Annotated in this window: 20 protein-coding genes and 1 pseudogene; 5 read left to right on the plus strand and 16 right to left on the minus strand. The window is 61.1% G+C overall.

Annotated features, from left to right (window positions below):
- Positions 1-43: 43 nt before the first annotated feature.
- Positions 44-1,744 carry a long-chain fatty acid--CoA ligase gene (locus LVY75_11865; GenBank protein XAZ23926.1) on the minus strand — a complete coding sequence of 567 codons (1,701 nt, stop codon included), beginning with the start codon at positions 1,742-1,744 and terminating at the stop codon, positions 44-46.
- 250 nt (positions 1,745-1,994) lie between these two features.
- Here LVY75_11865 and LVY75_11870 point away from each other — a divergent pair, with 250 nt between their 5' ends.
- Positions 1,995-2,387 (plus strand): PRC-barrel domain-containing protein, encoded by a 393-nt coding sequence (locus LVY75_11870; GenBank protein XAZ23927.1) that lies wholly within the window; start codon positions 1,995-1,997, stop codon positions 2,385-2,387.
- Between the two features lie 49 nt (positions 2,388-2,436).
- Here the strand turns inward: LVY75_11870 and LVY75_11875 are convergent, their stop codons facing one another.
- The 7 genes from LVY75_11875 to LVY75_11905 form a co-directional block, all read right to left on the minus strand.
- The gene (locus LVY75_11875; GenBank protein ID XAZ23928.1) at positions 2,437-4,887 is read right to left on the minus strand and encodes a glycoside hydrolase family 2 protein; all 2,451 of its coding nucleotides are present in this window, start codon (positions 4,885-4,887) and stop codon (positions 2,437-2,439) included.
- 16 nt (positions 4,888-4,903) lie between these two features.
- Positions 4,904-5,299 carry a VOC family protein gene (locus tag LVY75_11880; GenBank protein ID XAZ23929.1) on the minus strand — a complete coding sequence of 132 codons (396 nt, stop codon included), beginning with the start codon at positions 5,297-5,299 and terminating at the stop codon, positions 4,904-4,906.
- Positions 5,300-5,448: 149 nt separating this feature from the next.
- Entirely contained in the window at positions 5,449-6,198 is a 750-nt protein-coding gene (locus LVY75_11885) for an ABC transporter permease (protein ID XAZ23930.1), read from the minus strand.
- Entirely contained in the window at positions 6,195-7,139 is a 945-nt protein-coding gene (locus tag LVY75_11890; protein XAZ23931.1) for an ABC transporter ATP-binding protein, read from the minus strand. Before LVY75_11890 ends, LVY75_11885 begins: the two co-directional genes overlap by 4 nt.
- Positions 7,136-8,302 (minus strand): ABC transporter permease, encoded by a 1,167-nt coding sequence (locus tag LVY75_11895; protein ID XAZ23932.1) that lies wholly within the window; start codon positions 8,300-8,302, stop codon positions 7,136-7,138. The genes LVY75_11890 and LVY75_11895 overlap by 4 nt, the downstream gene beginning before the upstream one ends.
- Positions 8,303-8,358: 56 nt before the next feature.
- Complete coding sequence (locus tag LVY75_11900) at positions 8,359-9,267, minus strand: ABC transporter substrate-binding protein (protein XAZ23933.1); 909 nt, start codon at positions 9,265-9,267, stop codon at positions 8,359-8,361.
- A 200-nt stretch (positions 9,268-9,467) separates the two neighbouring features.
- The gene (locus tag LVY75_11905; protein XAZ23934.1) at positions 9,468-9,653 is read right to left on the minus strand and encodes an acetyltransferase; all 186 of its coding nucleotides are present in this window, start codon (positions 9,651-9,653) and stop codon (positions 9,468-9,470) included.
- Between the two features lie 46 nt (positions 9,654-9,699).
- On the opposite strand from LVY75_11905, the gene LVY75_11910 reads away from it, so the two are divergent.
- The gene (locus tag LVY75_11910) at positions 9,700-10,914 is read left to right on the plus strand and encodes a LysR family transcriptional regulator (protein ID XAZ23935.1); all 1,215 of its coding nucleotides are present in this window, start codon (positions 9,700-9,702) and stop codon (positions 10,912-10,914) included.
- A gap of 33 nt (positions 10,915-10,947) precedes the next feature.
- Positions 10,948-11,670 carry a copper homeostasis protein CutC gene (locus LVY75_11915; protein XAZ23936.1) on the plus strand — a complete coding sequence of 241 codons (723 nt, stop codon included), beginning with the start codon at positions 10,948-10,950 and terminating at the stop codon, positions 11,668-11,670.
- Here the strand turns inward: LVY75_11915 and LVY75_11920 are convergent.
- From LVY75_11920 to LVY75_11950, 7 genes are all read right to left on the minus strand, one after another.
- Positions 11,667-12,686, minus strand: coding sequence for a zinc-binding alcohol dehydrogenase family protein (locus LVY75_11920; protein ID XAZ23937.1), 1,020 nt, complete (start codon positions 12,684-12,686; stop codon positions 11,667-11,669). The genes LVY75_11915 and LVY75_11920 overlap by 4 nt on opposite strands.
- 65 nt (positions 12,687-12,751) lie before the next feature.
- Positions 12,752-13,726, minus strand: coding sequence for an ABC transporter permease (locus LVY75_11925; protein XAZ23938.1), 975 nt, complete (start codon positions 13,724-13,726; stop codon positions 12,752-12,754).
- Positions 13,727-13,753: 27 nt separating this feature from the next.
- On the minus strand, positions 13,754-15,307 hold the full coding sequence (locus tag LVY75_11930) for a sugar ABC transporter ATP-binding protein (protein ID XAZ23939.1): 1,554 nt from the start codon (positions 15,305-15,307) through the stop codon (positions 13,754-13,756).
- Positions 15,308-15,411: 104 nt separating this feature from the next.
- Entirely contained in the window at positions 15,412-16,401 is a 990-nt protein-coding gene (locus LVY75_11935) for an ABC transporter substrate-binding protein (GenBank protein ID XAZ23940.1), read from the minus strand.
- Between the two features lie 211 nt (positions 16,402-16,612).
- Positions 16,613-17,059, minus strand: a complete 447-nt coding sequence (locus LVY75_11940; protein XAZ23941.1) for a ribose ABC transporter — start codon at positions 17,057-17,059, stop codon at positions 16,613-16,615.
- A 9-nt stretch (positions 17,060-17,068) separates the two neighbouring features.
- On the minus strand, positions 17,069-18,088 hold the full coding sequence (locus LVY75_11945) for an aldo/keto reductase (protein XAZ25700.1): 1,020 nt from the start codon (positions 18,086-18,088) through the stop codon (positions 17,069-17,071).
- 40 nt (positions 18,089-18,128) lie between these two features.
- Positions 18,129-19,631 carry an altronate dehydratase family protein gene (locus tag LVY75_11950; protein ID XAZ23942.1) on the minus strand — a complete coding sequence of 501 codons (1,503 nt, stop codon included), beginning with the start codon at positions 19,629-19,631 and terminating at the stop codon, positions 18,129-18,131.
- Between the two features lie 262 nt (positions 19,632-19,893).
- Between LVY75_11950 and LVY75_11955 the strand changes: the two genes are divergently transcribed.
- Positions 19,894-20,793: a GntR family transcriptional regulator gene (locus tag LVY75_11955; GenBank protein ID XAZ23943.1), complete on the plus strand. Its 900-nt coding sequence runs from the start codon at positions 19,894-19,896 to the stop codon at positions 20,791-20,793.
- Between the two features lie 71 nt (positions 20,794-20,864).
- Here LVY75_11955 and LVY75_11960 read toward each other — a convergent pair whose 3' ends face one another.
- Positions 20,865-22,358, minus strand: coding sequence for an MFS transporter (locus tag LVY75_11960; protein XAZ23944.1), 1,494 nt, complete (start codon positions 22,356-22,358; stop codon positions 20,865-20,867).
- A gap of 363 nt (positions 22,359-22,721) precedes the next feature.
- Here LVY75_11960 and LVY75_11965 point away from each other — a divergent pair.
- Positions 22,722-23,565, plus strand: a pseudogene (locus tag LVY75_11965) (glycosyl transferase).
- Positions 23,566-23,579 lie beyond the last annotated feature (14 nt).

Genomic DNA, 23,579 nt, shown 5'->3' on the forward strand with positions numbered 1-23,579 from the left:
CCGCGACAAGCGGATGGCTCTCAATTTCATGAGACCGTCAAATTCAGCCGCGCAGGTCTTTGCGCAGAATCTTGCCGACGGGCGTCTTCGGCAGCTCGGTACGGAATTCGATGAAACGCGGTCGTTTGTAGTTGGTGAGATTGGCGGCGCAATGCGCCTTCACATCGGCCTCTGTCAGCCCAGGGTCCTTGCGTACGATGAAGAGCTTCACCGCCTCGCCGGAATGCACGTCCGGCACGCCGATGGCCGCCGCCTCCAGGATGCCGGGATGCATGGCCGCCACTTCCTCGATCTCGTTCGGATAGACGTTGAAGCCGGAGACGAGGATCATGTCCTTCTTGCGATCGACGATCTTGGTATAGCCGCGCCCGTCCATGAAGCCCATGTCGCCGGTCCGGAAATAGCCGTCCGGCGTCATCACCTTCGCCGTTTCCTCCGGCTTGTTCCAATAGCCGGCCATGACCTGCGGCCCGCGGATGCAGATCTCGCCGATCTCGCCGAGCGACAGCGAATTGCCGTCTTCGTCTCTGATATCGAGTTCCGTCGAAGGAATGGGAAGGCCGATCGATCCTGTGAATTCAGGGGAATCAAAACGGTTGGCCGTCGCGACAGGCGATGTCTCGGAAAGCCCGTAGCCTTCCGTAATGTGCGAGCCGGTCACCTTCAGCCAGCGCTCCGCGACCGGTCTTTGCACTGCCATACCGCCGCCGAGCGACATGACGAGCGAGGAAAAATCGAGCTTGGCGAAGTCGGCATTGTTGAGCAGCGCGTTGAACAGCGTGTTGAGGCCCGGAAAAATATGGATGTTCGACTTCTGGAATTCCTTGACCAGCCCCGGAATGTCGCGTGGATTGGCGATCAGCACATTATGGGCGCCGAGCGACATGCCCATCAGCGAATTCACCGTCAGTGCGAAGATGTGATAAAGCGGCAGCGCGCAGAGGAAGTTCAGGACATCAGGCTGCCTCTTCTTGTCGAAGGCGGATTTCAGCCAGAGTTGCAGCTGCAGCTTGTTGGCGAGCAGGTTCTGATGCGTCAGCACCGCGCCCTTCGCAATGCCTGTCGTCCCACCCGTATATTGCAGGAAGGCGATGTCGCTGCCGGTGAGCGCAACGGGAGCAAGGGTCTTGTGCGCGCCTTCGGCCAGGACCTGTCTGAAACTTTTGTGTTGCGGGATGGACCAGGAAGGAACGAGCTTCTTTACCCGGCGAACGACGAAATTGACGATATGCCCCTTGGGCCCGAGCATTTCGCCGAGAGAGGTGACGACGACATGGCGCAGGTCCGTCTTGTTGATGACCTGTTCGACGGTGCGCGCGAAATTTTCCAGAACGAAGATTGCCTTGGCGCCGGAATCGTTGAGCTGGTGCTCAAGCTCGCGCGGCGTATAGAGCGGGTTGACGTTCACGACGACGAGCCCGGCGCGCAGGATGCCATAGACCGCGACCGGGTTCTGCAGCACATTCGGCATCATCACGGCGACACGATCGCCCTTTTGCAGACCCGCACCTTGCAGCCACGCAGCCACCTTTCGGGTCTGGGCCTCGAGTTCGCGATAGGTCATCGTTTTGCCCATGCTGGAAAAAGCCTTGCGATCGGCAAAGCGGGCACAGTTTTTTTCCAGGAGGTTGGGAAGCGATGTGAATTCCAGTGGGGGAATCTCGGCCGGAACGATGTCCGGATAGGTGGCAAGCCATGGTTTTTCCGGTTTCTCACCGCTTGGGTGGACGGAAATGCTGTTCATTTTCTCTCTCCCATTCGGCCGCCGAAACCGGATTTGCGCCGGGATCGATCGGAAGATTCCTCCATCCTCCGTCAAGGCAGCTTATGCCATTGCTTGAACGGTTCAAGCAACTTGAGGCTACAATAACCTTGACGTAAACGTCAATATCGCAGCCGGTGCCTGCGAACATCATGTGGCCGGGAACTTTGAAGCATAGGGTACGTTTTGTCGGTGTGGATGAACCACGAGGAAACGATAAAGGAGGTGCACAATGCTCAATCAGGATACCGACGCCACACGCCGCGACCCGAATGTGAAGGATACGCCGACGCTGATCGCCAGTGACCGCGTTGAAGGCACCCGCGTCTATGGCGCCGATGGCAAACATATCGGCTCCATCGAACGTCTCATCCTCGGGAAGCAGGATGGCCGCGTTGCCTACGCTGTCCTGAGCTTTGGCGGCTTCCTCGGCATCGGCCACGACCACTATCCGCTGCCCTGGGCAAAGCTGAGCTATGATACCCAGCTGGACGGCTACCGCATCGATCTCACCAAGGAGCAGATCGAAGGCGCGCCGAGCTACGCGGATGATGACGACACCTGGTACAACGATAATGGCCGCCGCGTGTATGATTATTACGGCGTGCCGCCCTACTGGATGTAACGTCGCCCGCGCAGATGAGCCGGTAGAGGCCCCGCGAGAGCGGGGCCTTTCAGTTTTTGTTCACAAGGTCATTGGCGGTCCGAAGCACCGTTCCAACGACGATTTGTTCGGCCGACAAGGACTTCTCGGTCGTTAAACGGAAGACGTGGCTTTCACCAGGCAGCAGCGTCACCAGCATCGAGTCGACCACAGCCGAGGGGTCGAGCCGGTCCGCCATCAGGCAGAGATCCTTCAGGAAATTCCGCGCCGTCACCGTGACATCGTAGCCGCCGGCCGATTTTGCCAACGATATGCTGAGATCAGGTGCCGGAAGCTTAAGGTCGATATCCTCGACGAAATAGTGGAAGGCCCGCTTGTCCAGCATCTGGACGACGATGACTTCCTCATCCGCTGCACCGGCTTTTGCGATATCCGCAGGCAGAGGAAATTCCTTCGCTTCGAACCGGTCGCAGAGCAGCCGCCAGAATTCGAACTCCGCCAGCACGGTACCATCGAGCCGCACCCGCTTGCCGCTGATCTTCGAGCGCCAGAACAGCGTCTGCTCGTTGACCGCCACTGCCGAAAGGCCTTCGCCGCGTGGCTGGATCGTTAGCAGGCGAGGGTGGAATGCCTGCTGCATCGCATACCAGAGCGGCTTTCGCCGGCCGGCGGAATCGAGCGCTGCCCAGGACGTCACCGGCCAGCAATCGTTGAACTGCCAGACGACAGCGCCCTTGCAGATGTCGCGATGCGAGCGCATGTGCTCAACGGCAAAACGGATCGCGCGGGCCTGATTGAGCTGGGTGGCAAAATGCCAGTCATCCATCGTCTGCGGCACAGGCAGATGTCCGGCAAGGCCTTTGATCAGCTTGTCATTGCCCTGCGTCGCCTTCTGATGATGGAAGACGCCGCGCGATTCCGGCGTCAGCGGGTCGTCATGCACGCTCTCCTGCAACGTCGCCCAGTTCGGCGGGGCCTGCCAGCCGAATTCCGAGCAGAAGCGCGGGATGTAATTGCGGTAGACCTCGTAACCGACGTCGTTCCACACGTCCCAGATATGCTTGCAGCCATGCCTGTCGTCATTCGGCTCGATATCCATGGAGCCCGAATAGGGGCTGCCGGGATAGTAGGGCCGGTCGGGATCGAGTTCAGCACAAAGCTTCGGCAGCACATCGAGATAATAGCCGAGTCCCCAGCTGACACCGTCCTTGATGATCGGCCGCCAGCCCCACTCGTCAAAACCCCAGATATTCTCGTTATTGCCGTTCCAGATGATGAGCGAAGCATGCGGCATCAGCCGCACGACATTGTCGCGAACCTCGGCAATCACCTCGCTGCGCAACGGCTCTTCCTCCGGATAAGAGGCGCAGGCAAAGAGGAAATCCTGCCAGACGAGCATGCCGGCCCGGTCGCAGGCCTCGTAGAACTCGTCCCGCTCGAAGATGCCGCCGCCCCAGACGCGCAGCAGATTGATATTGGCGGCCTTCGCCTCGTCGATCCGCGCCGCATAGCGCTCCGCCGTCACGCGGGACGGGAAACAATCGTCCGGAATCCAGTTGGCGCCGCAGGCAAAGATCGGCACGTCGTTGATGATGAAGGTGAAGGCAGAGCCATGTGCGTCCGGTGAAGTATCGAGCCGCAGCGAGCGGAAGCCGATCTGCTTGTAATAGCTGTCGAGGATATCGCCGCTCTCGTCCTCCAGCCGGATCTCCAGCGGATAGAGTGGCTGCGCGCCGAGATGGTGCGGCCACCATAGCTGCGGCGAGGGCACGCGCATCTCGAGCGAAACCTCATCCGCATCTGCGTCGATCGTGACCGTCTGCGTCACGCCGCCGATCTCGGCCGTCAGCTTCGCCGGTCCGGTCTCGCCATGTCTTGCCAGCCGCGCATGAACCTTGATCAGCCCATCGCCGCCGGCAAGCGTTGCCGAGACGCGGGTTTCGCCAAGCCGCACCCGATCCCAGCTCTCCAGCCGCACCGGCTTCCAGAGGCCAGCCGTCACAAGCGTCGGGCCCCAGTCCCAGCCGAAATTGCAGGCCATCTTGCGCATCAGGTTGCCCGGCCCCGGATAGTTGTTTGGGCGGTAGCCGTAGTGCTTCTCCATTTCCGCACCGTAGGCATAGGCGGAATGGAAGGTGACGCTGAGTTCGTTCGTGCCCGACCGCAGGAGAGACGAAACGTCGAAGCGATAGGTGCGGTGCATGTTGAAGGTGCGGCCGATCTCCTCGCCGTTCAGTCGGATCGTCGCGATCGTATCGATGCCGTCGAAGACCAGTTCCTGCATCTTGATGGCATCGGCCGCGGCTTCGAAATTGAGCCGGTAGACCCATTCCGTCTTGCCGATCCAGTCATTGGTGATCTCGTTGATATCGAGATAGGGATCGGGGATAAGCCGGTTTGTCAGCAGGTCGAGATGCACGCAGCCAGGCACCGTTGCCGGAATGGACGCCGGCAGACTGGTTCTTCCTGTATCGTTACAGGAAAGCGTCCAGCCGTTATGAAGGTCTCTCCTCCCAATCATGTCAGCCTCTTGTATTTTATTGAAAACGACCGTGGCGCTGAAGCACTTCGATCTTGTAGCCGTCGGGATCGGCGATGAAGAAGAACAGCCCGAAGAGCTTGCCGTCGCGGTTGAGTTCCACGAGCTTGCCGGGATTGAGGCCGAGATCGGTCAGCCGCTTGTGCTCGACCTCCACTTCCTGAACGGAGACGGCGAGATGGCCGTAGGCATCGCCGAGATTGTAGGGCTCGATACGGCCCTTGTTGACCGTCAGTTCCAGCTCGAAACCGCTCTCGTCATTGCTCATGTAGATCAGCGTGAAAGTCTCGAAATCGACACGGTCGGCAATCTTGAGCCCGAAGACCTTGCTGTAGAATTCGACCGAGCGCGCCTCGTCCAGAACGCGGATCATGGAATGGATCATCTTGGCCAAGGCGGTCTCCCAATCGCTGATATCCAGAGCAATTCCAGCAGAAGCGTGCAGCGGTTATGCGTTCGGAATTGCGTAAAAACGAGCAGATAGAGCACTTTCGTGATTCGAAGAAAACGAACGTGCCCTAGGCAGCCTTGGTAGCCGTCCTCTCAAGCCGGACGCAAGCCCATTCTGCGCGTGATCGCGCCTTCGAGCATGCCGACGACATCATAGATCAGCACCGCCATCAGGCCGACGATCAGGCCGCCCTGCAGAATGAAGGCGGTATTGTCGGAAATCAGACCGGCAATGATCACTTCGCCGAGACCCTTTGCCGCAACCGTCGAGCCGATCGTCGCCGTGCCGATATTGATGACGGTTGCGACCTTCAGCCCCTCGAGGATCAGCGGAAGGGCGAGGGGCAGCTCGACCTGGAAGAGGCGCTGCGTCCCGTTCATGCCCATTCCGTCTGCTGCATCCAGTACCTGCGGTGACACTTGCTTGAGGCCTGCGACCGTATTTTCGAAGATCGGCAGCAGGCCGTAGAGAAAGAGTGCGATCAGCGTCGGCGCAGCACCGAAGCCGGTAGCGGGAACGGCAAGCGCCAGCACCGCGACAGGCGGAAAGGTCTGGCCGGCATTGGCGATGGCGCGTGACAAAGGCAAGAAGTCGGCGCCGCTTGGCCGGGTAACGAAAATACCGCCGAGAACGGCAAGCACCGCGCTGCCGATAATCGAAACGAAGACCAGCTCCAGATGGCCGAGCGCCAGTGAAGCGAGGCTGTTCTGCATATAGACCGGCGGCGCATTGTTGTTGGTCAGCGGCACCAGCATGAAGGAGAGCCACTCCGTCCTGAAGATCAGGATGAGCAGGATCACCAGCGCCAGCGCGCGAAACAGATTGGCGAGGAGAAACTTCATGCCTTGCGGCCCAGTTCGATGAGCCGCTCCATCGAAATCGAACCGACAGCCGTCTTGTCGGCATTCTGCACGGCTGCCTCATCCACGCCCTGCCAGATCATTTCGGCAAGCGCGTCGCGAAGGCTGAGCGACTGCGCCAGCGAATAGGGCAGGCCCGGCTTGGCTGGCTCCATACTGTCCTTCAGCGGTGTCAGCGACATCAGCTTCAGCGCCCGGTCGGATGTGCCGGTCAATTGCTGCACGAAGGGGTCTGCAGGCTCTGTCAGGATCTTCTCCGGCGTCGAGCACTGCAGGAGTTTGCCGCCGCTCATCACGGCGATCTGGTTGCCGAGATGGAAGGCCTCGTCCATGTCATGGGTGACGAGCACGACCGTCGTGCCGAACTGCTTCTGGATCGCCAGCAGATCGTCCTGCGCCTTGCCGCGAATGACGGGATCGAGCGCGCCGAAGGGCTCGTCCATCAGCAGCAGTTCCGGTTCGGCCGCGAGCGCCCGGGCAACGCCGACGCGCTGCTGCTGACCGCCAGACAGCTGATGCGGATATTTCTCCGCGAAGGCTGCCGGATCGAGATTGAAGAGGCCGAGCAGTTCCCTCACGCGTTTGTCGGTCCGGGTTGCGTCCCAGCCGAGCAGTTGCGGCACGGTCGCGATATTCTGCGCCACCGTCCGGTGCGGAAAGAGGCCGTGTCCCTGGATCGCATAGCCGATCTTGCGGCGAAGCTCTGTCGCCGGCACGTCCATGATATTCTGCCCATTGACCAGAATCTCACCTTCGGTGATCGGCACCAGCCGGTTGATCATCCGCATCAGCGTCGATTTGCCGGAGCCCGATGTGCCGACGATGACGGTGATCGAGCCCTTCTCGACGCTCATGGAGACATCATCGACGACGGTGGCCGCGCCGTAGCGCTTCGTGACGTTCCTGATCTCGATCTTGCTCATGCAGCTGGCCCCTGGATGCTTTCGATGACCGCATCGAGGATGACGGCCGAGGAGAAGGCGAAGAAAACGGTCGGCACGGCGCCGAGCAGAACGAGGTCCATGGCCGTCTGGCCAAGCCCCTGGAAGATGAAGATGCCGAAGCCGCCACCACCGATCAGGGCGGCGATCGTCACCATGCCGATTGCCTGCACCAGCACGATACGGATACCGGTGAGGATGACGGGGAAGGCAAGCGGCAGGTCGATGCCGGTGAGGATCTGCCGGCGCGTCAGCCCCATGCCGGCCGCCGCATCGCGCACCGAGGGGTCGACGCCTTCAAGGCCGACGACCGTATTGGCGACGATCGGCAGCAGCGAATAGAGCACGAGCGCGATCAGCGCCGGCGCCGTGCCGATACCGCGAATGCCGATTTCGGCCGCGAGCGGCACATGCGTCGCGAGATAGCCGAGCGGCAGCATCAATATGCCGAATAGCGCAAGGCTTGGAATGGTCTGGATCAGACTTAGCGTCTGCAGCACGATGGCGCGCAGCTTGGGCACCCAGAAACAGAGGATGCCGAGCGGCAGTCCAAGCACGATCGCCACCGCAAGCGATCCGAAGGCCAGAAGCAGATGGGAATAGGCCTCCGTCCAGAACTGCGCCGAGCGCGTGGAGAATTCCCGGAGGATCGACAGGCTATCGAGCAGGCCGGAGGAGAGGCAGAGGCCGAGAAGCGCCGTATAGGCGGCAAGCACAGCGACACGCGTCCAGGGCGTCAGCCGGATCTTCACTAGCGCGTCGGAGATGATGAGGCCGATCACCCCGAAGAGCACCCAGAAACTGCCACCTGGCGTCATGCGCGCCACCGTACTGCCGGGCGGGGTGGCAGCCGTTGCGGTGAGACCAATGGCGGCGATCAGCGCCGCAAGGCAGAGCGTGCCGAGGGCGAGCCGGATGAAAGCATTGTGCAGGAAGAGAGTTGCCAATGCTGTGGCAACCAGCAGCACCAGCAGGATGACGACGGAAGGTTGCGGAAGAAGTTGCGTCAAGAGCATCGGCTTGCCGGCGGCGATACGGTTTGCCTTCACATAGATGAAGGGCAGAAGCGCCGTTGCCAGAATGCCGCCTGCCACGAGTACCACGCCGAGCCGGTCCAGTTTGCGGACCGCTAAGGTTTCTTCCATCGATCCTACCCTGTGGGAGAAAGCCCCGCCCTGAACGGGCGGGGCGCATCAGCCAATTATTTCAGGAAGCCTTTTTCCTTCAGGTAGGCTTCGGCAACGGACTTCGCCGGTTCGCCATCGACCTGGATCTTGGCATTGAGCTTGCGCAACTCGTCTGCCGTCAGGCTCTGGAAGATCGGAGCAAGAATTTCCTGGATCTTCGGGTTTGCCTGCAGCACGGCCTCGCGGATGATCGGGGTCGGGGCATAGACCTGCTGCACGCCCTTGTCGTCTTCGAGAACCGTCAGCTCGGCGGCCTGGATAGCACCATCCGTACCGTAGACCATGGCGGTGTTGACGCCGTTGGTCTGGTCGGCCGCCGCCTTGATCGTAGCGGCCGTATCGCCACCCGAAAGCACGACTTCCTGATCCGGCTTCAGCGTGAAGCCATAGGTGGTCTGGAAGGCGGGCAGGGCGCCGGCCGAATTCACGAATTCAGCCGAAGCTGCAAGCTTGGCGGCCCCGCCGCCCGAAACCCACTTGCCGAAATCGGACATGCTCTTGAGGTTGTTCGGGCCGGCAACATCGTTGCGCACGGCAAGCGCCCAGGTGTTGTTGGCCGGCGAAGGCGTCAGCCAGACGATCTTGTTGGCGTCGTAGTCGAGCTTCTTGGCTTCCTGGTAACCCTGCTCGAGGTTCTTCCAGGCTGCGTCATCGGCCTTGTTGAAGAAGAAGCCGGCATTGCCGGTATATTCCGGGTAGATGTCGATTTCGCCAGCAGTGATCGCCTTGCGGACGACGGGCGTCGCGCCGAGCGCGATGCGGTCCTGCGTCTTGATTCCGTTGGCATTGAGCGCGAGCGCGATGACGTTGCCGAGCAGCGTGCCTTCGGTGTCGATCTTCGATGAAACGACGACGTCTGCGGCGTGGGCCGCGCCGGCCGCAAAGGCGGCAAGCGAAACGGCAAGTGCGAATTTCTTCAGCATGATTATCCCCTTGGTTGAACACCGTTAAACGTCGCGAAAGCCCCGGACGAGAAGCCTGCGCGCATAAAACCAGCCGGCATGGTCAGCCATCAGGCCATCATGCCGGAAATACGTGCGTCATGGAAATAGTGTGCATGCCCGAAAAATCGATGCCCGAAAATCGAAGCAGCCCCCCTCCAGTATCCGCTGTCGCGGCGCGATTATGGCGGCGAATGCAGACCGTTGCGCGGAATTGCATTCCCTTTTCCAAGGCCGGCGCGATTTGTTTTTGTCCCCTTGCGTGTTTCCACGATGTTCCGGTGCTTTTGATCGGTTCTTTCGCCGCCCGGATTTCTATGGGATGAACGATAGCCTGCACCTTCGCGAGCAGGGATATCTTTTTTCACGAACACGTCATATCCTCCGCCTTTTCAGTAGTTTCCGGAGAAAGCCTTGCATCTCGGCGCCCTCTTCATCGCAAGTCACGTTCTCTCTTCCGGCTCCATGCGCGAGACGGCGCGCCGCTTCAACGTCTCCGTCTCGACCGTGTCGGCAGCGATCGACAATCTGGAGACGGAGCTTGCCTTGAAGCTCGCCGAGCGTTCCTCAGGCGAACTGGTCATTCTGCTTGCCGGAGGCAGAGTCCTGGAGGGATTGGCGCCGATCCTTGCTGCAACAGGGCAGCTTGGAGACCGGCTCGCTCATCGTGAACCGGAAGCTTACGGACAATGGGCCGCCCGCATCCCTGTCAAGCTCGTCACCATGGAGCGTTATCTGGAGGTTGCCGATCAAGGCAGTATCAACAGGGCAGCACGCCGCCTTCGTCTTGGTCAGCCGCAGCTTTCCTTGCAGATTGCCAATCTTGAGAAATTCTTCGGAGACCGGCTCTTCGAACGTCAGGCACAAGGCTCTGCGCTGACGGAGGAGGGCCGCTTTGCTTATGCGGTCTTTTCGACCATCAGCCTTGCCTGGAACGAACTGAAATCCGCTGCGGACGAACGCTACCAGCGCACCGCCCGCTCGCTGCGCATCGGCGCCATCATCCCTACCGGCTCGGAAAGCTGGGTCGCACGTTGCCTGGGGAGCCTCGTCGCCGAGTGGAATACCGGCCGCAACAAGAATGCCTTATCGCTGGTCTCGATGACTGCGGACGATCTGCGCGAGGCGCTGAAATCCGGGCGTATCGATGTCGCGATCCTCGATTCCGTCTTCGGCCTGGAAAGCTTCCGTCATCGCGAATTGCTGCGCACCGACATGGTGGCGATCGCTCCGCTCGACAGCATGGGAGCAACTGCCACGGAGCTTGTCGCCAGTCATCCGATCTGCACGCCGAGCCCGCGCACCGGCATCGGCCATGCCGCCATGACATTCGGCTATGACCGTACCCTGCATCGCCGCCTCCGCGACCGGGATATCACCGCGGCGGATTCGCTGCCTGTCATCGTCGATCTCGTCGCCAATCACGGCTACGTCTCCTTCCTCGGCCGCGTCAGCGCCATGCCGATTGCCGACCGGGTGCGCATCGTCGAACTCGCCGAGCCGATGCCCATGTCCTACCACGTGGCCTTCAATCATCGGAAAGCGGCCGCTGACGCTTGCGACCTGCTGATCGCGACTGCTGCAAAAATCGTCCCAAGACCTGTCGCGAAAGATGCCGCCTTCGCATAAATAAGCTGCGGCGGAAGAAGAGGGATTCGGACGATGACGGTTTTGCTGGAAGTATGCGTCGATAGCGCTCAAGGCCTTGCGGCGGCGATCGAGGGTGGTGCCGGCCGCATCGAGCTCTGCTCGGCGCTGGAACTTGGCGGGCTGACGCCGCTGCCGAGCCTGATGCGAATTGCCGCCGAAGCACCGATCCCGGTCTATGCGATGATCCGCCCTCACGCCGGTCCCTTCATCTTCGATGCCACGGATGAAAAGGCGATGCTGGCCGATATCGATGCCGTCAGGGCCGCCGGCCTCGCCGGCGTCGTCATCGGCGCCAACCGGTCGGACGGCACGCTCGACATGCCGCTCATTCATCGCTTGAAGGCGCATGCCGCCGGCCTCGGCTCGACCCTGCATCGCGCTTTCGATCTCGTGCCGGACCCGGATGTGGCACTGGAGCAGGCGGTCGAACTCGGCTGCGAGCGCATCCTCACTTCAGGCTGTGTGCCGAAGGCGCTCGATGGACTGGAAACGCTGAAGCGCATCTCCGCCAAGGCAGCCGGTCGTATCTCGATCATGCCAGGCAGCGGCGTGCGCCCGACCAATGCCGTCGAAATCCTGCGGGTGACGGGTGCTCACGAAATCCACGGTTCCTGCAGCTCACCCGTTGCCAGCGCCGATCCGCGCGCCGTCTCTTTCGGCTTCGATGTGCCGAGCTCGAACCGGACCGATGCCGCGGTCGTCAGGCAGATGCGCGCCGCGATCGCAACGCTTTAATCAGCAACCTTGATGACGGCCTTGATGAGGCCGCTCTTCTCATGCGCCCAGCGGGCAAGATCACGCGGCGCGTCGGCAAGCGTCGTGCGATGCGTGATCAGCTTGTCGACCGGAACGAGGCCCTTGGCGATCGAATCCGCGACATGTTCGAAGTCGGCGCGCGTTGCATTGCGGCTGCCGATGACCATCATCTCCCGCTTGTGAAACTCCGGGTCGGAGAAGCGGATATCGTCTTTCACGACACTGACGAGCACCAGCGCGCCGCCATGGGCGACAAAGCTGAAAGCCTTCTCTATCGACGGCCCGAAGCCTGTCGCGTCGAAGACGACATCAAAACCATCGCCGTCCGTCCTGGCTTTCACGGCATCTGTGGTCCCATCATTGGCGACGATGCCTGACGTGAAGCCGAAGCGCTCGGAGGCCATCTGCAGCCGTTCCGCACTCGTATCGAGCAATGTCACATCATGACCGGCAATACGCGAGAAGATTGCCGCACCAAGGCCGATCGGGCCTGCGCCGATAACGAGCGAGCGGGAACCTGCAGCCGCCATGGAGCGGCGTACAGCATGCGCCCCGATCGCCAGGAATTCGACGGTCGCGGCAGCCTCCAGGCTGAGGCCCTTGGCGGCATAGAGATTGCCCGCAGGCACCACGATCTCCTCGCAGAAGGCGCCGTCGGTATGAACTCCGAGAACCTTGATATTGGTGCAGCAGTTCGGCTTGCCCTGCCGGCAGGCGACACAGCTACCGCAGGAAAGGTAAGGATTGACGATCACAGGTGTGCCCGTCGCCATAGCCACGCCGTCGCCTGCTTCCAGCACGGTCGCCGAGATCTCGTGTCCCATCACGCGCGGATATTCGAGGAACGGGTGCTTGCCTTCGAAGATGTGGTAATCCGTGCCGCAAATGCCGACATGGCTGACGGCGAGCCGCACCCAGCCGGGTGCCGGTTTTTCGGGGGAGGGGCGCTCGACGAGATCGAGGACGCCGGGTTCGCGGCAAAGGACTGCTCTCATGACGGTTCTCGCATTGCTGAAATGAAGAAAGCCGGCCCGCGGGCCGGCTTTGTTTTGTATTTCGCTCAGCCCGCCCGGCGCCGGCGAAGCTGATCGAAGTAGACGATGACGATGATCAGCAGGCCGGTGATGATGCGCTGCCAGAACGAGTTGACGTTCAGAAGGTTTGCGCCGTTGTTGATTGTCGCCAGAATGAACGCGCCGATCAGCGGGCCATGCACGGAGCCGACAGCTCCGAAGAGAGACGTGCCGCCGATGACCGAAGAGGCGATCGCCTGCAGTTCCCAGCCGTCGGCCTGTGTCGCGTTGCCGATTGCGATACGCGAGGCGAGCAGCACGCCGACGAAAGCCGCAAAGGAAGCCGAAAGGATATAGGCGAGGTAGATCATCCCCTTGACGTTGACGCCGGAAAGGCGCGCCGCTTCGGCATTAGAGCCGACGGCGAAGAGGTAGCGGCCCCAGCGGCTCAGATGCAGGAAGACGAAGGAGGGGATCGCCACCAGGATGACCATCCAGAACAGGCTTGGAACGCCAAGGAAATCGGCGCGGGCGAAATTGCTGAAGCCCTCGTCGGTGATGCTGATCGTCGAGCCGTTGGTGATCAAGAGGCCGATGCCGCGCAGCGACGTCAGCGTCGCAAGCGTGATGATGAAGGGCGGCAGGCCCATATGCACGATGCCGAAGCCATGGAAGGAGCCGATCGCGACACCGATAGCCAGCGTCAGCAGGATTGCCGCCCAGAGCGGCACACCCGCCTGTAAGAGCCAGGCGATGATGACGGTGCAGAAGCCGACGATTGCGCCGACAGAAAGGTCGATGCCGGCGGTGATGATGACGAAGGTCTGGCCGAGCGCCAGGATCGCCGTCATCGCACCTTGGCGCAGCAGGTTGGAAATGTTGAGCGGCGTCCAGAAGCTCTCGGTGACGAAGCCGAGCACGACCCAGAGGAAGATCAGCAGCCCGATCAGCGTCAGGCCGAACAGGATGTTCATCTTCCGGCGCGGCGGCGGCGCGACGATTTCGGTGGGGGTGACAGTCATGAATTTTCTCCCTCTTATTCTTTTGGCTCAGACGCCGATCGCTTCGCTGAGCACTTCTTCATGCGTCGCCGCGTGGAAATCATGGCTTGCAACGAGCTTGCCGCTGCGGAAGACGTGCAGCCGGTCGGCCAGTTCGTAGACCTCGGGCAGGTAGGAGGAGATCAGGATGATGCCTGCCCCCTCCTTCAGCAGCTTGGCGAAGAGCCGGTAGATTTCCGCCTTGGTGCCGACGTCGACGCCGACGGTCGGCTCGTCGAAAATGAAAAGCCGGGCGCCGTGGCTCAGCCACTTGCCGATGACGATCTTCTGCTGGTTGCCGCCCGACATGCTGGACGCCGGAACGCGCCGGCTCGGCGTCTTGATGCTGAGATCGCGGATCTGCTTGTCGGCATTCGTCGATTCGCGTGCGTGATTGATAACCGGGCCGTTGCTGAGGCGTCCGAACACCGGCAGGTTGATATTGAGGCCGATCGGCAGGTTGAGGCAAAGCCCCTGGTCGCGCCGGCTTTCGGGCGCCAGCGCAATACCGAGCTCCATCGCGGTGCGTTCGTTCTTGATGTCGACGCGCTTGCCCATCCAGTGGATTTCGCCCGCACTTGTCGGTTGGCGACCATAAAGCCCGAGCGCGAATTCGCTGCGCCCGGCGCCGATCAGGCCGTAGAGCCCGACGATCTGTCCTGCCTTGACGGAGAGCGTCACGTCCTCGAAGCCCGGGCCTGTAAGTCCCCTGACGTCGAGGATCGTCTCGCCGGTCGGAATGTCTTCCTTGTGGTAGATCTGCTCGATTGAACGGTTGATCATCAGCGCGATCAGCTCGGCCTCGTTGGTCTCGCCGATCAGGCGCGTACCGACATGCGTGCCGTCGCGAAGCACCGAGACACGGTCGGCGAGCTCGAAAACCTCTTCCATGCGGTGGCTGATATAAACGATGGTGACGCCTTCACTCTGCAGGCGGCGGATCAGCTTGAAGAGCTGTGCGGATTCCTGGCGGGTGAGGTAGGCGGTCGGCTCATCGAAGATCAGGAACTGCGTGCCGCGCATGGCCGCCCGCGCGGTGGCGACGAGCTGCTGCTGACCGATCGTCAACGAGCTCAGAAGCGCACCGGCCGGCAGGCCGAAGCCGAGATCGTCGAGGACGGACTGCGCCATCTTCTCCATCTGCTTCCTGCGCATCAGCCCGTAGCGGTTGACCTCGTCGCCGAGGAAGAGATTGGCGGCCACGGTCAGGTGCCGGCAGAGCACGACTTCCTGGTGAACGGCGTTGATGCCGCGGGCAATTGCCTCGTTCGGCGTCGACAGCCCCACCGGATGGCCGCACCACAGCACTTCGCCTGCCGTGCGGGTGATGACGCCGGTGAGCAACTTGATGAGGGTGGATTTGCCGGCGCCGTTTTCGCCGACGATGGCGTGGATTTCACCGGCAAGGAAGGTCAGCGTCGCCGGTTTCAGCGCCTGCACGTGACCGTAATTCTTCTGCAGGCCTTTCAGTTCGAGGATAGGCGATCCGGCGGGAATTCGATTGGCTTCTTTCAGCGTGGCGCTGTCATCGTGGCGATGACTGACCTCTTCCAGTCCGACCATGGACCTCTCCTCCTCTTGTCACGTCTGCTCCATCCCTGGTGAACCATACCACGGATGAGAAAGGCCGCGCCGGCTTTTGAAGCCGGCGCGGCCGCCTGTTGTTTTTACTTGATCTTCGGGTTCAGGAGCGCGTCGATCTTCGGCTCGGCCATGTTCGCCTTGGTGACGAGGTTTGCGCCGGTGTCGACGTTCTGCTCGACCTTCTCGCCCTTGGAGACGGCAAGAGCGGTCTTCACGCCGTCATAGCCCATGCGATAGGGGTCCTGAACGACGAGGCCGGCGATCGCACCATCCTTGAGGAAGCCGACCGTCTTGTCGTCGCTGTCGAAGCCGATGACCTTGATCTTGTCGCCGAGCTTGTTTTCAGCGATCGCCTGGCCCACACCCTGCGCCATGATCAGGTTCGAGGCGAAGACGCCGACGAGCTTCGGGTTTGCCGTGATCAGGTCGGTCATCATGTTGAGACCGGTCGTTGCCTGGCCATCGCCGTACTTGTCGGCAATCACCTTCAGGCCGGGATGCTTGGTCTTGATCTGATCCAGGAAGCCTTCGCGGCGCTGTTCCAGCGAGCCGACGCCCGGAAGGTTCGTCAGGATGACGATTTCGCCCTCTTCCTTGCCGGTGGCGCCTTTGATGGCGGCGGCAAGGCCGTCAGCGGCGATACGGCCGCCCTGGACGTTGTCGGTCGTCAGGAACGACTTGAATGCCTTGGAGTCGGCGCCGGAGTCGATGCCGATGATCGGAACCGACTTGGCGGCTTCATCGATCGGCTTGCCGAGTGCCTTGAACTCGGTCGGCGAGATGACGATGGCGGCCGGCTTGCCGGCAACGGCATTCTCGAGAATGCTGATCTGACCGTTGATGTCGGATTCAGCCTGGGCGCCGAGTTCCGGCACGTTGACGCCGAGATCCTTGCCGGCCTTGCGTGCGCCGGCCAGAACGATCTGCCAGTAGAAGGACGTCGTGTCCTTGACGATGATCGGGATCGTTACCTCGGCGGCAAAGGACGCGGCCGGCATTGCCGTTGCAATGACAGCGGCGCCTGCAAGTGCCGTAAAGGCGCGGCGAGACAGAATGGATTTCACGATATTCATAAGGGTTCTCCTCTCAGGGTGCGTTCTCCTCCAATGAAACCGGACCGCTGAACGCAGGCGGACGATTTTTATCGATAAAAAACATTTACGATGTGAAGCTAGCCGAGGCGAAAGCAAATTGCAAGTGTGCCGATTTCGCTTTTTTACCCGCTAAATTGTCTGCCAAGCAATTGTTTTCGTTTCCAATACATAAGAACCTAAAATACGGTCCTCAGTCGAATTGCACCTCGTGCGGGTGCACGACGCCCTTCTTCAAAATCAGGTTGCCGTAGAGCCGGAACTCGGTGGTCGCGACAATATAGGCCGCCTTCCGTGCCATCTCGTAGAAGGCGAAGCGTTCGACGGATGCGATGGAAAAATCGCCGGCGCGCCGGGTGACGATCTCCTGGAATTCGGCGCAAACCTCCGGCACCGCCTTGGGATCGCCGACCACCTCCATCCGCCATGCCGATTGCGGCACGAACGTATCGAGCGGCATATGGGTGAGGATCGCCTCGGCCATGGCAGTGGCGCTGACGCCATCAGCCCGGATGACGTCGGGCCCCATGCTGCTTGCAGGGAAATTGGCATCGACAATGACGATATCGTCGCCATGCCCCATGCTCTTCAGCGCATAGAGCAGATCGGGGCCGAGAAGCGGGTGAATACCTTTAAGCATGGTGTCTCCTCAGACCCGCACGGCCTCTTCGCCGAGCGGCGCGGCGACAAGCGTATAGGGTTCGAATTCGGGATAGATGTCGGCAGGAAGCCGCGGTTCGAAATTTTCCATGTTGCGCGTCAGGCTCGACGGACGCGCGGTGCCGATCAGCACCGAGGAGACCACCGGGTCGTGCAGCGGAAACTGCAGGGCAGGGGCCGCCAGCGGTACGCCGTGGCGCTTGGCCACCTCTTCCATTGCGCCCACCTTGGCGAGGACTTCCTCGCTCGCCGGCATATAGTCGAAATGCGAGCCCGGCACCGGGCCGGTCGCGAGGATGCCGGAATTGAAGACGCCGCCGACGACGAACGAGGTTCCCTTCTGCCGGCAGAGCGGGATCAGTTCGGCAACGGCCGAACGGTCGAGCAGGGTGTAGCGGCCGGCCATCAGGATCGTGTCGATATCGGCGTTGCGCATCACGTCGAGGCAGACAGGCACCTCGTTGACGCCGAGGCCGAAAGCCTTGATCGCGCCCGAGGATTTCAGCTGCTCCAGCGCCTTGACGCCGCTATCGAGGAAATTCTTCAGATGCACGGCATTCCTGGCCGCACCATGCGTATAGGCGCCGATGTCATGAACGAAGAGGATATCGATGCGGTTCAGGCCGAGGCGCGCATAGCTGAATTCGACCGAGCGCATGATGCCGTCATAGGAATAATCGTAATCGGCATCGAAGGAGAGCGGATCGACATAGCTGTAGTCGGGAACCGTGCCTGTCGGCACCGGGCGCAACAGACGGCCGACCTTGGTGGACAGAACATAATCGTTTTCCGGCTTGTCACGCAGGAAATCGCCGACGCGTCGTTCGGCAAGTCCGAGGCCATACCATGGCGCCACATCATAATAGCGGATACCGTGATCCCATGCCGTTTCCAGCGTTTCCATTGCCTGCTCACGCGGGCAGGCGCGGTAAAGGCCGCCGAGGGCAGCGGCGCCGAAGCTGATTTCGGTTACCTCGAGCGCCGTCTTGCCAATTCTCCTCGTCTTCATCATTCCTCCTCGTGAAGACCTGAAATTCAATAAATATTATTCAGAGCGTGGCTCCGAGATGCCACGGGACGAATTCGTTGTCGCCGTAGCCGAAAATCTCACTTTTCGTCTTCTTGCCGGAGGCCGTATCGACGATCAGTTCAAAGATCTCGCGGCCTTTGCCGCTGATCGTCGCGTCACCTGTAACGATCGAGCCGCAGTCGATATCCATATCCTCTTCCATCGAGGTATAGAGCGCGGAATTGCTGGCGAGCTTCAGCGAGGGCGCGGGACGACAGCCGAAGCAGCTGCCGCGACCGGTCGTGAACGCGATCATGTTCGCGCCGCCGGCAACCTGGCCGGTGGCTGAAACCGGATCGTAGCCGGGCGTGTCCATGAAGACGAGGCCGGGGGCGGTGACGCGCTCGGCATAACCATAGACGGCGGTCAGCGGCGAGCGGCCGCCCTTGGCGACGGCGCCGAGCGACTTTTCGAGAATGGTCGTCAGGCCGCCGCGCTTGTTGCCCGGAGACGGATTGTTGTCGAGCGAGGCACCGTGGAGGGCGACATAGTCTTCCCACCAGGCAATCTTCTCATCGAGCTTTTTAGCGACATCGTCGCTGACGGCGCGGCTGCGCAGCAAATGCTCGGCACCGTAGATCTCGGAGGTTTCCGAAAGGATCGCCGTACCGCCGGCAGCCGCCAGGAGGTCGGCAGCAACACCAAGCGCCGGATTGGCGGTGATGCCCGAAAAACCGTCCGAGCCACCGCATTGCAGACCGATGATGATCTCGCCGATCGACATCGGCACGCGTTTCTCACGGCCGACATCGGCGGCGATTTCGCGTAGCACACCCATGGCGCGCTCGACCGCGCGGCGGGACCCGCCTGCGTCCTGAATGTTGAAATGCCGCTTGGAGGCGCCCGCGCCACTCTGGCCGTAAAGGGTGAGCTGGTTGACCTCGCAGCCGAGGCCGATCATCAGCACGCCGCCGAAATTCACATGGCGCGTATAGCCGGCAAGTGTCCGGTGCAGCACGTTCATGCCGTCACCCGTCGAGCTCATGCCGCAGCCCTGGTCGTGGACGATCGGCACGAAGCCGTCGATGCCGTCATAGTGCGGCAGGATGGTGCGGTTGGCCTCGTCGGCAATTGCCCGGCAGACCGTGGTGGAACAGTTCACGCTGGCAATGATGCCGATATAGTTGCGCGTCGCCGCCCGGCCGTCGGCGCGGCGGTAACCCATGAAGGTCCGCGCCCTGTCCTCAGCACTTGCTTCTTCAGGCGCTGAATTGGCGGTCGCCGCGAGGCGGTCGTTTTCGAAATGCAGATTGTGGCTGTGAACGTGGTCGCCGGCTTTCACATCAGCCGTGGTGCGGCCGATCGCCTGGCCGTATTTCACGACCGCTGTGCCGATCGGAATGTCCGATATGGCGACCTTGTGGCCGGGGTCGATCTTCTGGCGCGTCGTAACGCCGGCAACGGTCGCTCCTTCGGCAATCGGGGCCGTTGCGACCGCGACATTGTCTCCGGCCGACAGGATGATCCAAGGCTGTCTGTCCAATTTCATCTCCCTGACGAAACGTTCGCTTCTGCGCCCGTTACATCGACGAATGCGCATTGATTTTGTTTTTTATCTACAATAAACATTTTCAAGTCAACGGGAATATTGATCCTGTGGACGAGGGAGGCAAACAGCCGCATGCGACCGAAAATAAGATAAAGGTCGCCTGAAGAGGCTCCTGGTCCGGCTGTGCCCGTTCTTGGCGGCGGGCACTATCGCCGTGTCGCCAGAGCCGTCGGGTTTGAGCGGAAAGCGGGGTCTGATGGCACGGCAGAATACAGTCTTCAAGGAAGCCTATAACCGATATGCGGCAGCATTGCGCATGGACACGGCGCTGCCTTCGGAGCCGGAAATCGCCGCCCAGCTCGGCGTCAGCCGCAGCACCGCGCGCGCCATCCTGACCCGCCTCAGCGATGAGGGCATCATCCGCTGGAACAAGCGCCAGAAGATCGTGCTGCGCCAGCCTGTCGACCGCGACTTCTTCCCCTCGGAGGAAACGGATTCGCTGCACGACATCATCGAGCGCAGCTTCATGCAGCGCATCCTCTCCGATGAGGCTGCCCCGGGCATGCAGATCAACGAGCTGGAGCTTGCCCGCGAGATCGGCACGGGCACGACCAGCGTGCGCGAATTCCTGATCCGCTTCTCGCGCTTCGGCCTGATCGAAAAACGGCCGAACAGCCATTGGACGCTGAAGGGCTTTACCCGTGAATTTGCGCTGGAACTTGCCGATGTGCGCGAAATGTTCGAGCTGCATTCGGCCGCCGAGTTCGGCAAGCTTCCTGCCGACCATCAGGCCTGGGCTGCCCTTGCGACCATCAAGGAAGAGCACCTCTCCATGCTCTCGGACATCAACAACCGCTTCAAGGAATTCTCAGTCCTCGACGAGCGCTTCCACCTCTTGATCCACCGCGCCTCGAAGAACCGTTTCATCGCCGATTTCTATGACGCGATCGCCATCATCTTTCACTATCACTATCAGTGGAACAAGACGGCGGCCCGCGAACGCAACGAGCGGGCGATACACGAGCATCTCGATTATATCGCAGCACTCGAAGCCCGCGATCAGGCCAGGATCCAGGCCGCCTGTCGCATCCACCTCCGCTCGGCCCGCCAGACGCTGCTGCAGTCCACCCCGCAGAGTGTTGCGGAAAGCGCCTGAGCGGAGACGTCGGTGCCCGAAGGGCGGATTAGGAGCCCACACTCAGTGATCCCAGCCGATCAGCATGATCTCTAGTGCGACGCAGCCTCGCTCGCAGCGCTGCCAGCGCCCCCGGTCTTCACACCGCGGCCGATCGGAATGAGCCAGGTGGTAGCAAAGGTCAGTACCGCCACGACAACGACACCCCAGAAGCTCCAGTGCAGCGCCGCATCGAAGATGCCGCGCACTGCCGGATCACCTGCAAGTGCCGAAAGGCCGGTCGGCTCGTTCAGGACATTGTGCAGGCTGTCTGCCGCATCCCCCGTTGCATAATGGTCGATGCCGGCATTGAGGATCGCGCCGAGTACGGTGGCGCCGAGCGTATTGCCGAGGCTGCGGGCAAAGATGATCGAGGCCGTCGCACTGCCGCGCATCGACCATTCGACGCTGTCCTGCACCAGCGCGATGCTGGTGAGGTTGATCAGCCCCATGCCGAAGCCCATGAAGAAGGAGCCGGCGCCGGCGACGGCCGGATGGCTTTCCGGTGTCAGGAACAGGAGGAAGAAGGCACCGAAGGGAAACATGAAGCTGCCGACCCGCAACGTATTGCGGATGCCGAATGCCTTGAAGAACCGGCTGGACAGCATCACCGACAGCGGCCAGCCGACGACGAGCATGGTGAGCGTAAAACCGGCGACGATCGGCGAGCGGCCAAGCACGCCCTGCACATACATCGGCAGGATCGTCGAAAGCCCGATCAGCGCCATGCCGGCAAGCAGCATGCAGGCATTGCTGGTGGCGACCAGCCGCCGGCTCCAGAGCGCGATCGAAATGATCGGTTCCGGCGTGCGCTTCTCCTGCAGCACGAATAGGATGCCGGTCACGACGAAAACGGCGGCAAGCGAAATGAGCACCCAGGCCGGCGCATCCGTCTCCGTCAGGATCGTCAAAAACGCGATGATGGCGATCGAAAACAGGATGGCGCCGAGATAGTCGATCTTCGCATCCTTGTGCGCCACGTCCTCCTTGAGGAAGAGCAGAAAGGCGATGATCGAGAAGATGCCGATCGGCAGGTTGATCCAGAAGATCCAGGCCCAGGAGATCGTATCGACGATGATGCCGCCGGCGAGCGGCCCGACGACGGCCGAAGTCGCCCAGACCGTCGCCATCACGCCCTGCACCTTGCCGCGTTCCTCCAGCTTGAAGAGGTCGCCGATGATTGTCATCGTCACCGGTTGGATCGCGCCGGCACCCAGCCCCTGCACCAGGCGGAAGACGATCAGCGAGGCCATCGACCACGCAAGTCCGCAGAAGAGCGAGCCGATGAGGAAGACGATGATGCCGCCGATCAAGACCGGCTTGCGGCCGAAAATATCCGAAAGCTTGCCGTAGATGACGGTGGTCGTCGACTGCGCTAGCAGGAATGCTGAAAAGACCCAGCTGTAATAGGTGAAGCCGCCGAGCTGGCCGACGATCCGCGGCATGGCGGTCGCCACGATGGTGGCCTCGATCGCCACCATGAAGGTTGCGAGCATGATCGTGGCAACCACGAGCGTGCGGTTGGATTGCTGAGCGGTGGCGGACATGATGAACCTTTCGGAGCTTTCTCCGTGGCGAGAAAACTGCTCTCGGCTTGGCGGGGCAAGTGCAACGCGGAGTGTCGGCAGTCTTTTATGCTCCCGCTGATAGCAGGTAAAGCGCAAGTGATATGCTTTCTTTTGTGTCGACGCTTTAAACCGCTTCCGACCCCGGCAAAATTCAAATACAAGGCATTTTACAAAGCAGGTTTCGGTGGGTTTTCGCCGAAACACGAGGTCTGGCAGGCCAGGGCTCTCGGATGTCAGGATTGCATTTCCGCCAGGTTATTCCCAACTGAAAATCTGATGCAGGCCTGCGAACCGCTCCATCGGATGCGAGGGGTTCGGATCCGGGCAGGGAAATGGCGAGCTATGATGACGCATGTTTTGGCTGCGAGCGGCGGGGTTAGACAGGTAATTTGCATCAATTGGGGCACGAGATACGGGCCGACCTTCATCAACCGTCTCTTTGCGATGGTGAAACGCAACATCACGCCGCCCTTTACCTTCACCTGTTTCACCGACTGCCGGGACGACCTGCATTCCGGCATCCTGTGTGAGGATCTGCCGCCTCTGGATGTCGAAATGCCTGTCAATACGAGAGGCATCTGGCCGAAGGCAAGGCTTTGGGGACCGAAGCTTGGAAGCCTGAGCGGGCCGGTCCTCTATCTGGACCTCGACCTGGTGATCGTCGCCTCCCTCGATGCGTTTTTCGAGGTTGGAGAGCCTGAGGATGTCGTCATGGCCCGCAACCAGACGACGCCTTTCGAAAAGCTCGGCCAGAGCTCGCTTTTTTCGCTTCCCGGTCGGCAAGCTCCTGCCGCTGCAGGAGGAGTTCAGGGCCAACCCGCAGAAAGTGGCCGATGAATATCAGTATGAACAGCGCTTCGTCACCCGCAATGCGCCGGGTGGCGTGAAGTTCTTCCCGCGGAGCTGGGTCTTGCATTTCCGGCAGGATTGCCACTGGGCCTTTCCGCTGAACTATTTCCTGACGCCGCGCTTGCCCTCCAGTGCCCGCGTCGTCCTCTTCCCGCGCGGCTTCCACCCGCAGAATGCCATCGACGGGAAATTCGGCCCGAAAGGCCGGGCCGAAACGAGGATCGATCATATCAGGGGCGTCTTCGACGCCGGCAAGCGCGGCAACAAGAAACCCTTCCGCTATCTGCGCCACTATATTCTCCCGACGCCGTGGGTAGCGGATCACTGGCATGAATAAGAGCGCAAGTTCGG

It is taken from the genome of Sinorhizobium sp. B11 (assembly GCA_039725955.1).
Classification (GTDB): Bacteria; Pseudomonadota; Alphaproteobacteria; order Rhizobiales; family Rhizobiaceae; genus Rhizobium.

Bases quoted from the DNA above. Each gene is read 5' to 3' on its own strand.
- LVY75_11865 (XAZ23926.1), bottom strand. From the start codon at position 1,744: ATGAACAGCATTTCCGTCCACCCAAGCGGTGAGAAACCGGAAAAACCA.
- LVY75_11920 (XAZ23937.1), bottom strand. From the start codon at position 12,686: ATGAGAGCAGTCCTTTGCCGCGAACCCGGCGTCCTCGATCTCGTCGAG.
- LVY75_11885 (XAZ23930.1), bottom strand. From the start codon at position 6,198: ATGAAGTTTCTCCTCGCCAATCTGTTTCGCGCGCTGGCGCTGGTGATC.
- LVY75_11935 (XAZ23940.1), bottom strand. From the start codon at position 16,401: ATGAATATCGTGAAATCCATTCTGTCTCGCCGCGCCTTTACGGCACTT.
- LVY75_11930 (XAZ23939.1), bottom strand. From the start codon at position 15,307: ATGGTCGGACTGGAAGAGGTCAGTCATCGCCACGATGACAGCGCCACG.
- LVY75_11900 (XAZ23933.1), bottom strand. From the start codon at position 9,267: ATGCTGAAGAAATTCGCACTTGCCGTTTCGCTTGCCGCCTTTGCGGCC.
- LVY75_11890 (XAZ23931.1), bottom strand. From the start codon at position 7,139: ATGAGCAAGATCGAGATCAGGAACGTCACGAAGCGCTACGGCGCGGCC.
- LVY75_11925 (XAZ23938.1), bottom strand. From the start codon at position 13,726: ATGACTGTCACCCCCACCGAAATCGTCGCGCCGCCGCCGCGCCGGAAG.
- LVY75_11940 (XAZ23941.1), bottom strand. From the start codon at position 17,059: ATGCTTAAAGGTATTCACCCGCTTCTCGGCCCCGATCTGCTCTATGCG.
- LVY75_11875 (XAZ23928.1), bottom strand. From the start codon at position 4,887: ATGATTGGGAGGAGAGACCTTCATAACGGCTGGACGCTTTCCTGTAAC.
- LVY75_11895 (XAZ23932.1), bottom strand. From the start codon at position 8,302: ATGGAAGAAACCTTAGCGGTCCGCAAACTGGACCGGCTCGGCGTGGTA.
- LVY75_11960 (XAZ23944.1), bottom strand. From the start codon at position 22,358: ATGTCCGCCACCGCTCAGCAATCCAACCGCACGCTCGTGGTTGCCACG.
- LVY75_11955 (XAZ23943.1), top strand. From the start codon at position 19,894: ATGGCACGGCAGAATACAGTCTTCAAGGAAGCCTATAACCGATATGCG.
- LVY75_11870 (XAZ23927.1), top strand. From the start codon at position 1,995: ATGCTCAATCAGGATACCGACGCCACACGCCGCGACCCGAATGTGAAG.
- LVY75_11915 (XAZ23936.1), top strand. From the start codon at position 10,948: ATGACGGTTTTGCTGGAAGTATGCGTCGATAGCGCTCAAGGCCTTGCG.
- LVY75_11945 (XAZ25700.1), bottom strand. From the start codon at position 18,088: ATGAAGACGAGGAGAATTGGCAAGACGGCGCTCGAGGTAACCGAAATC.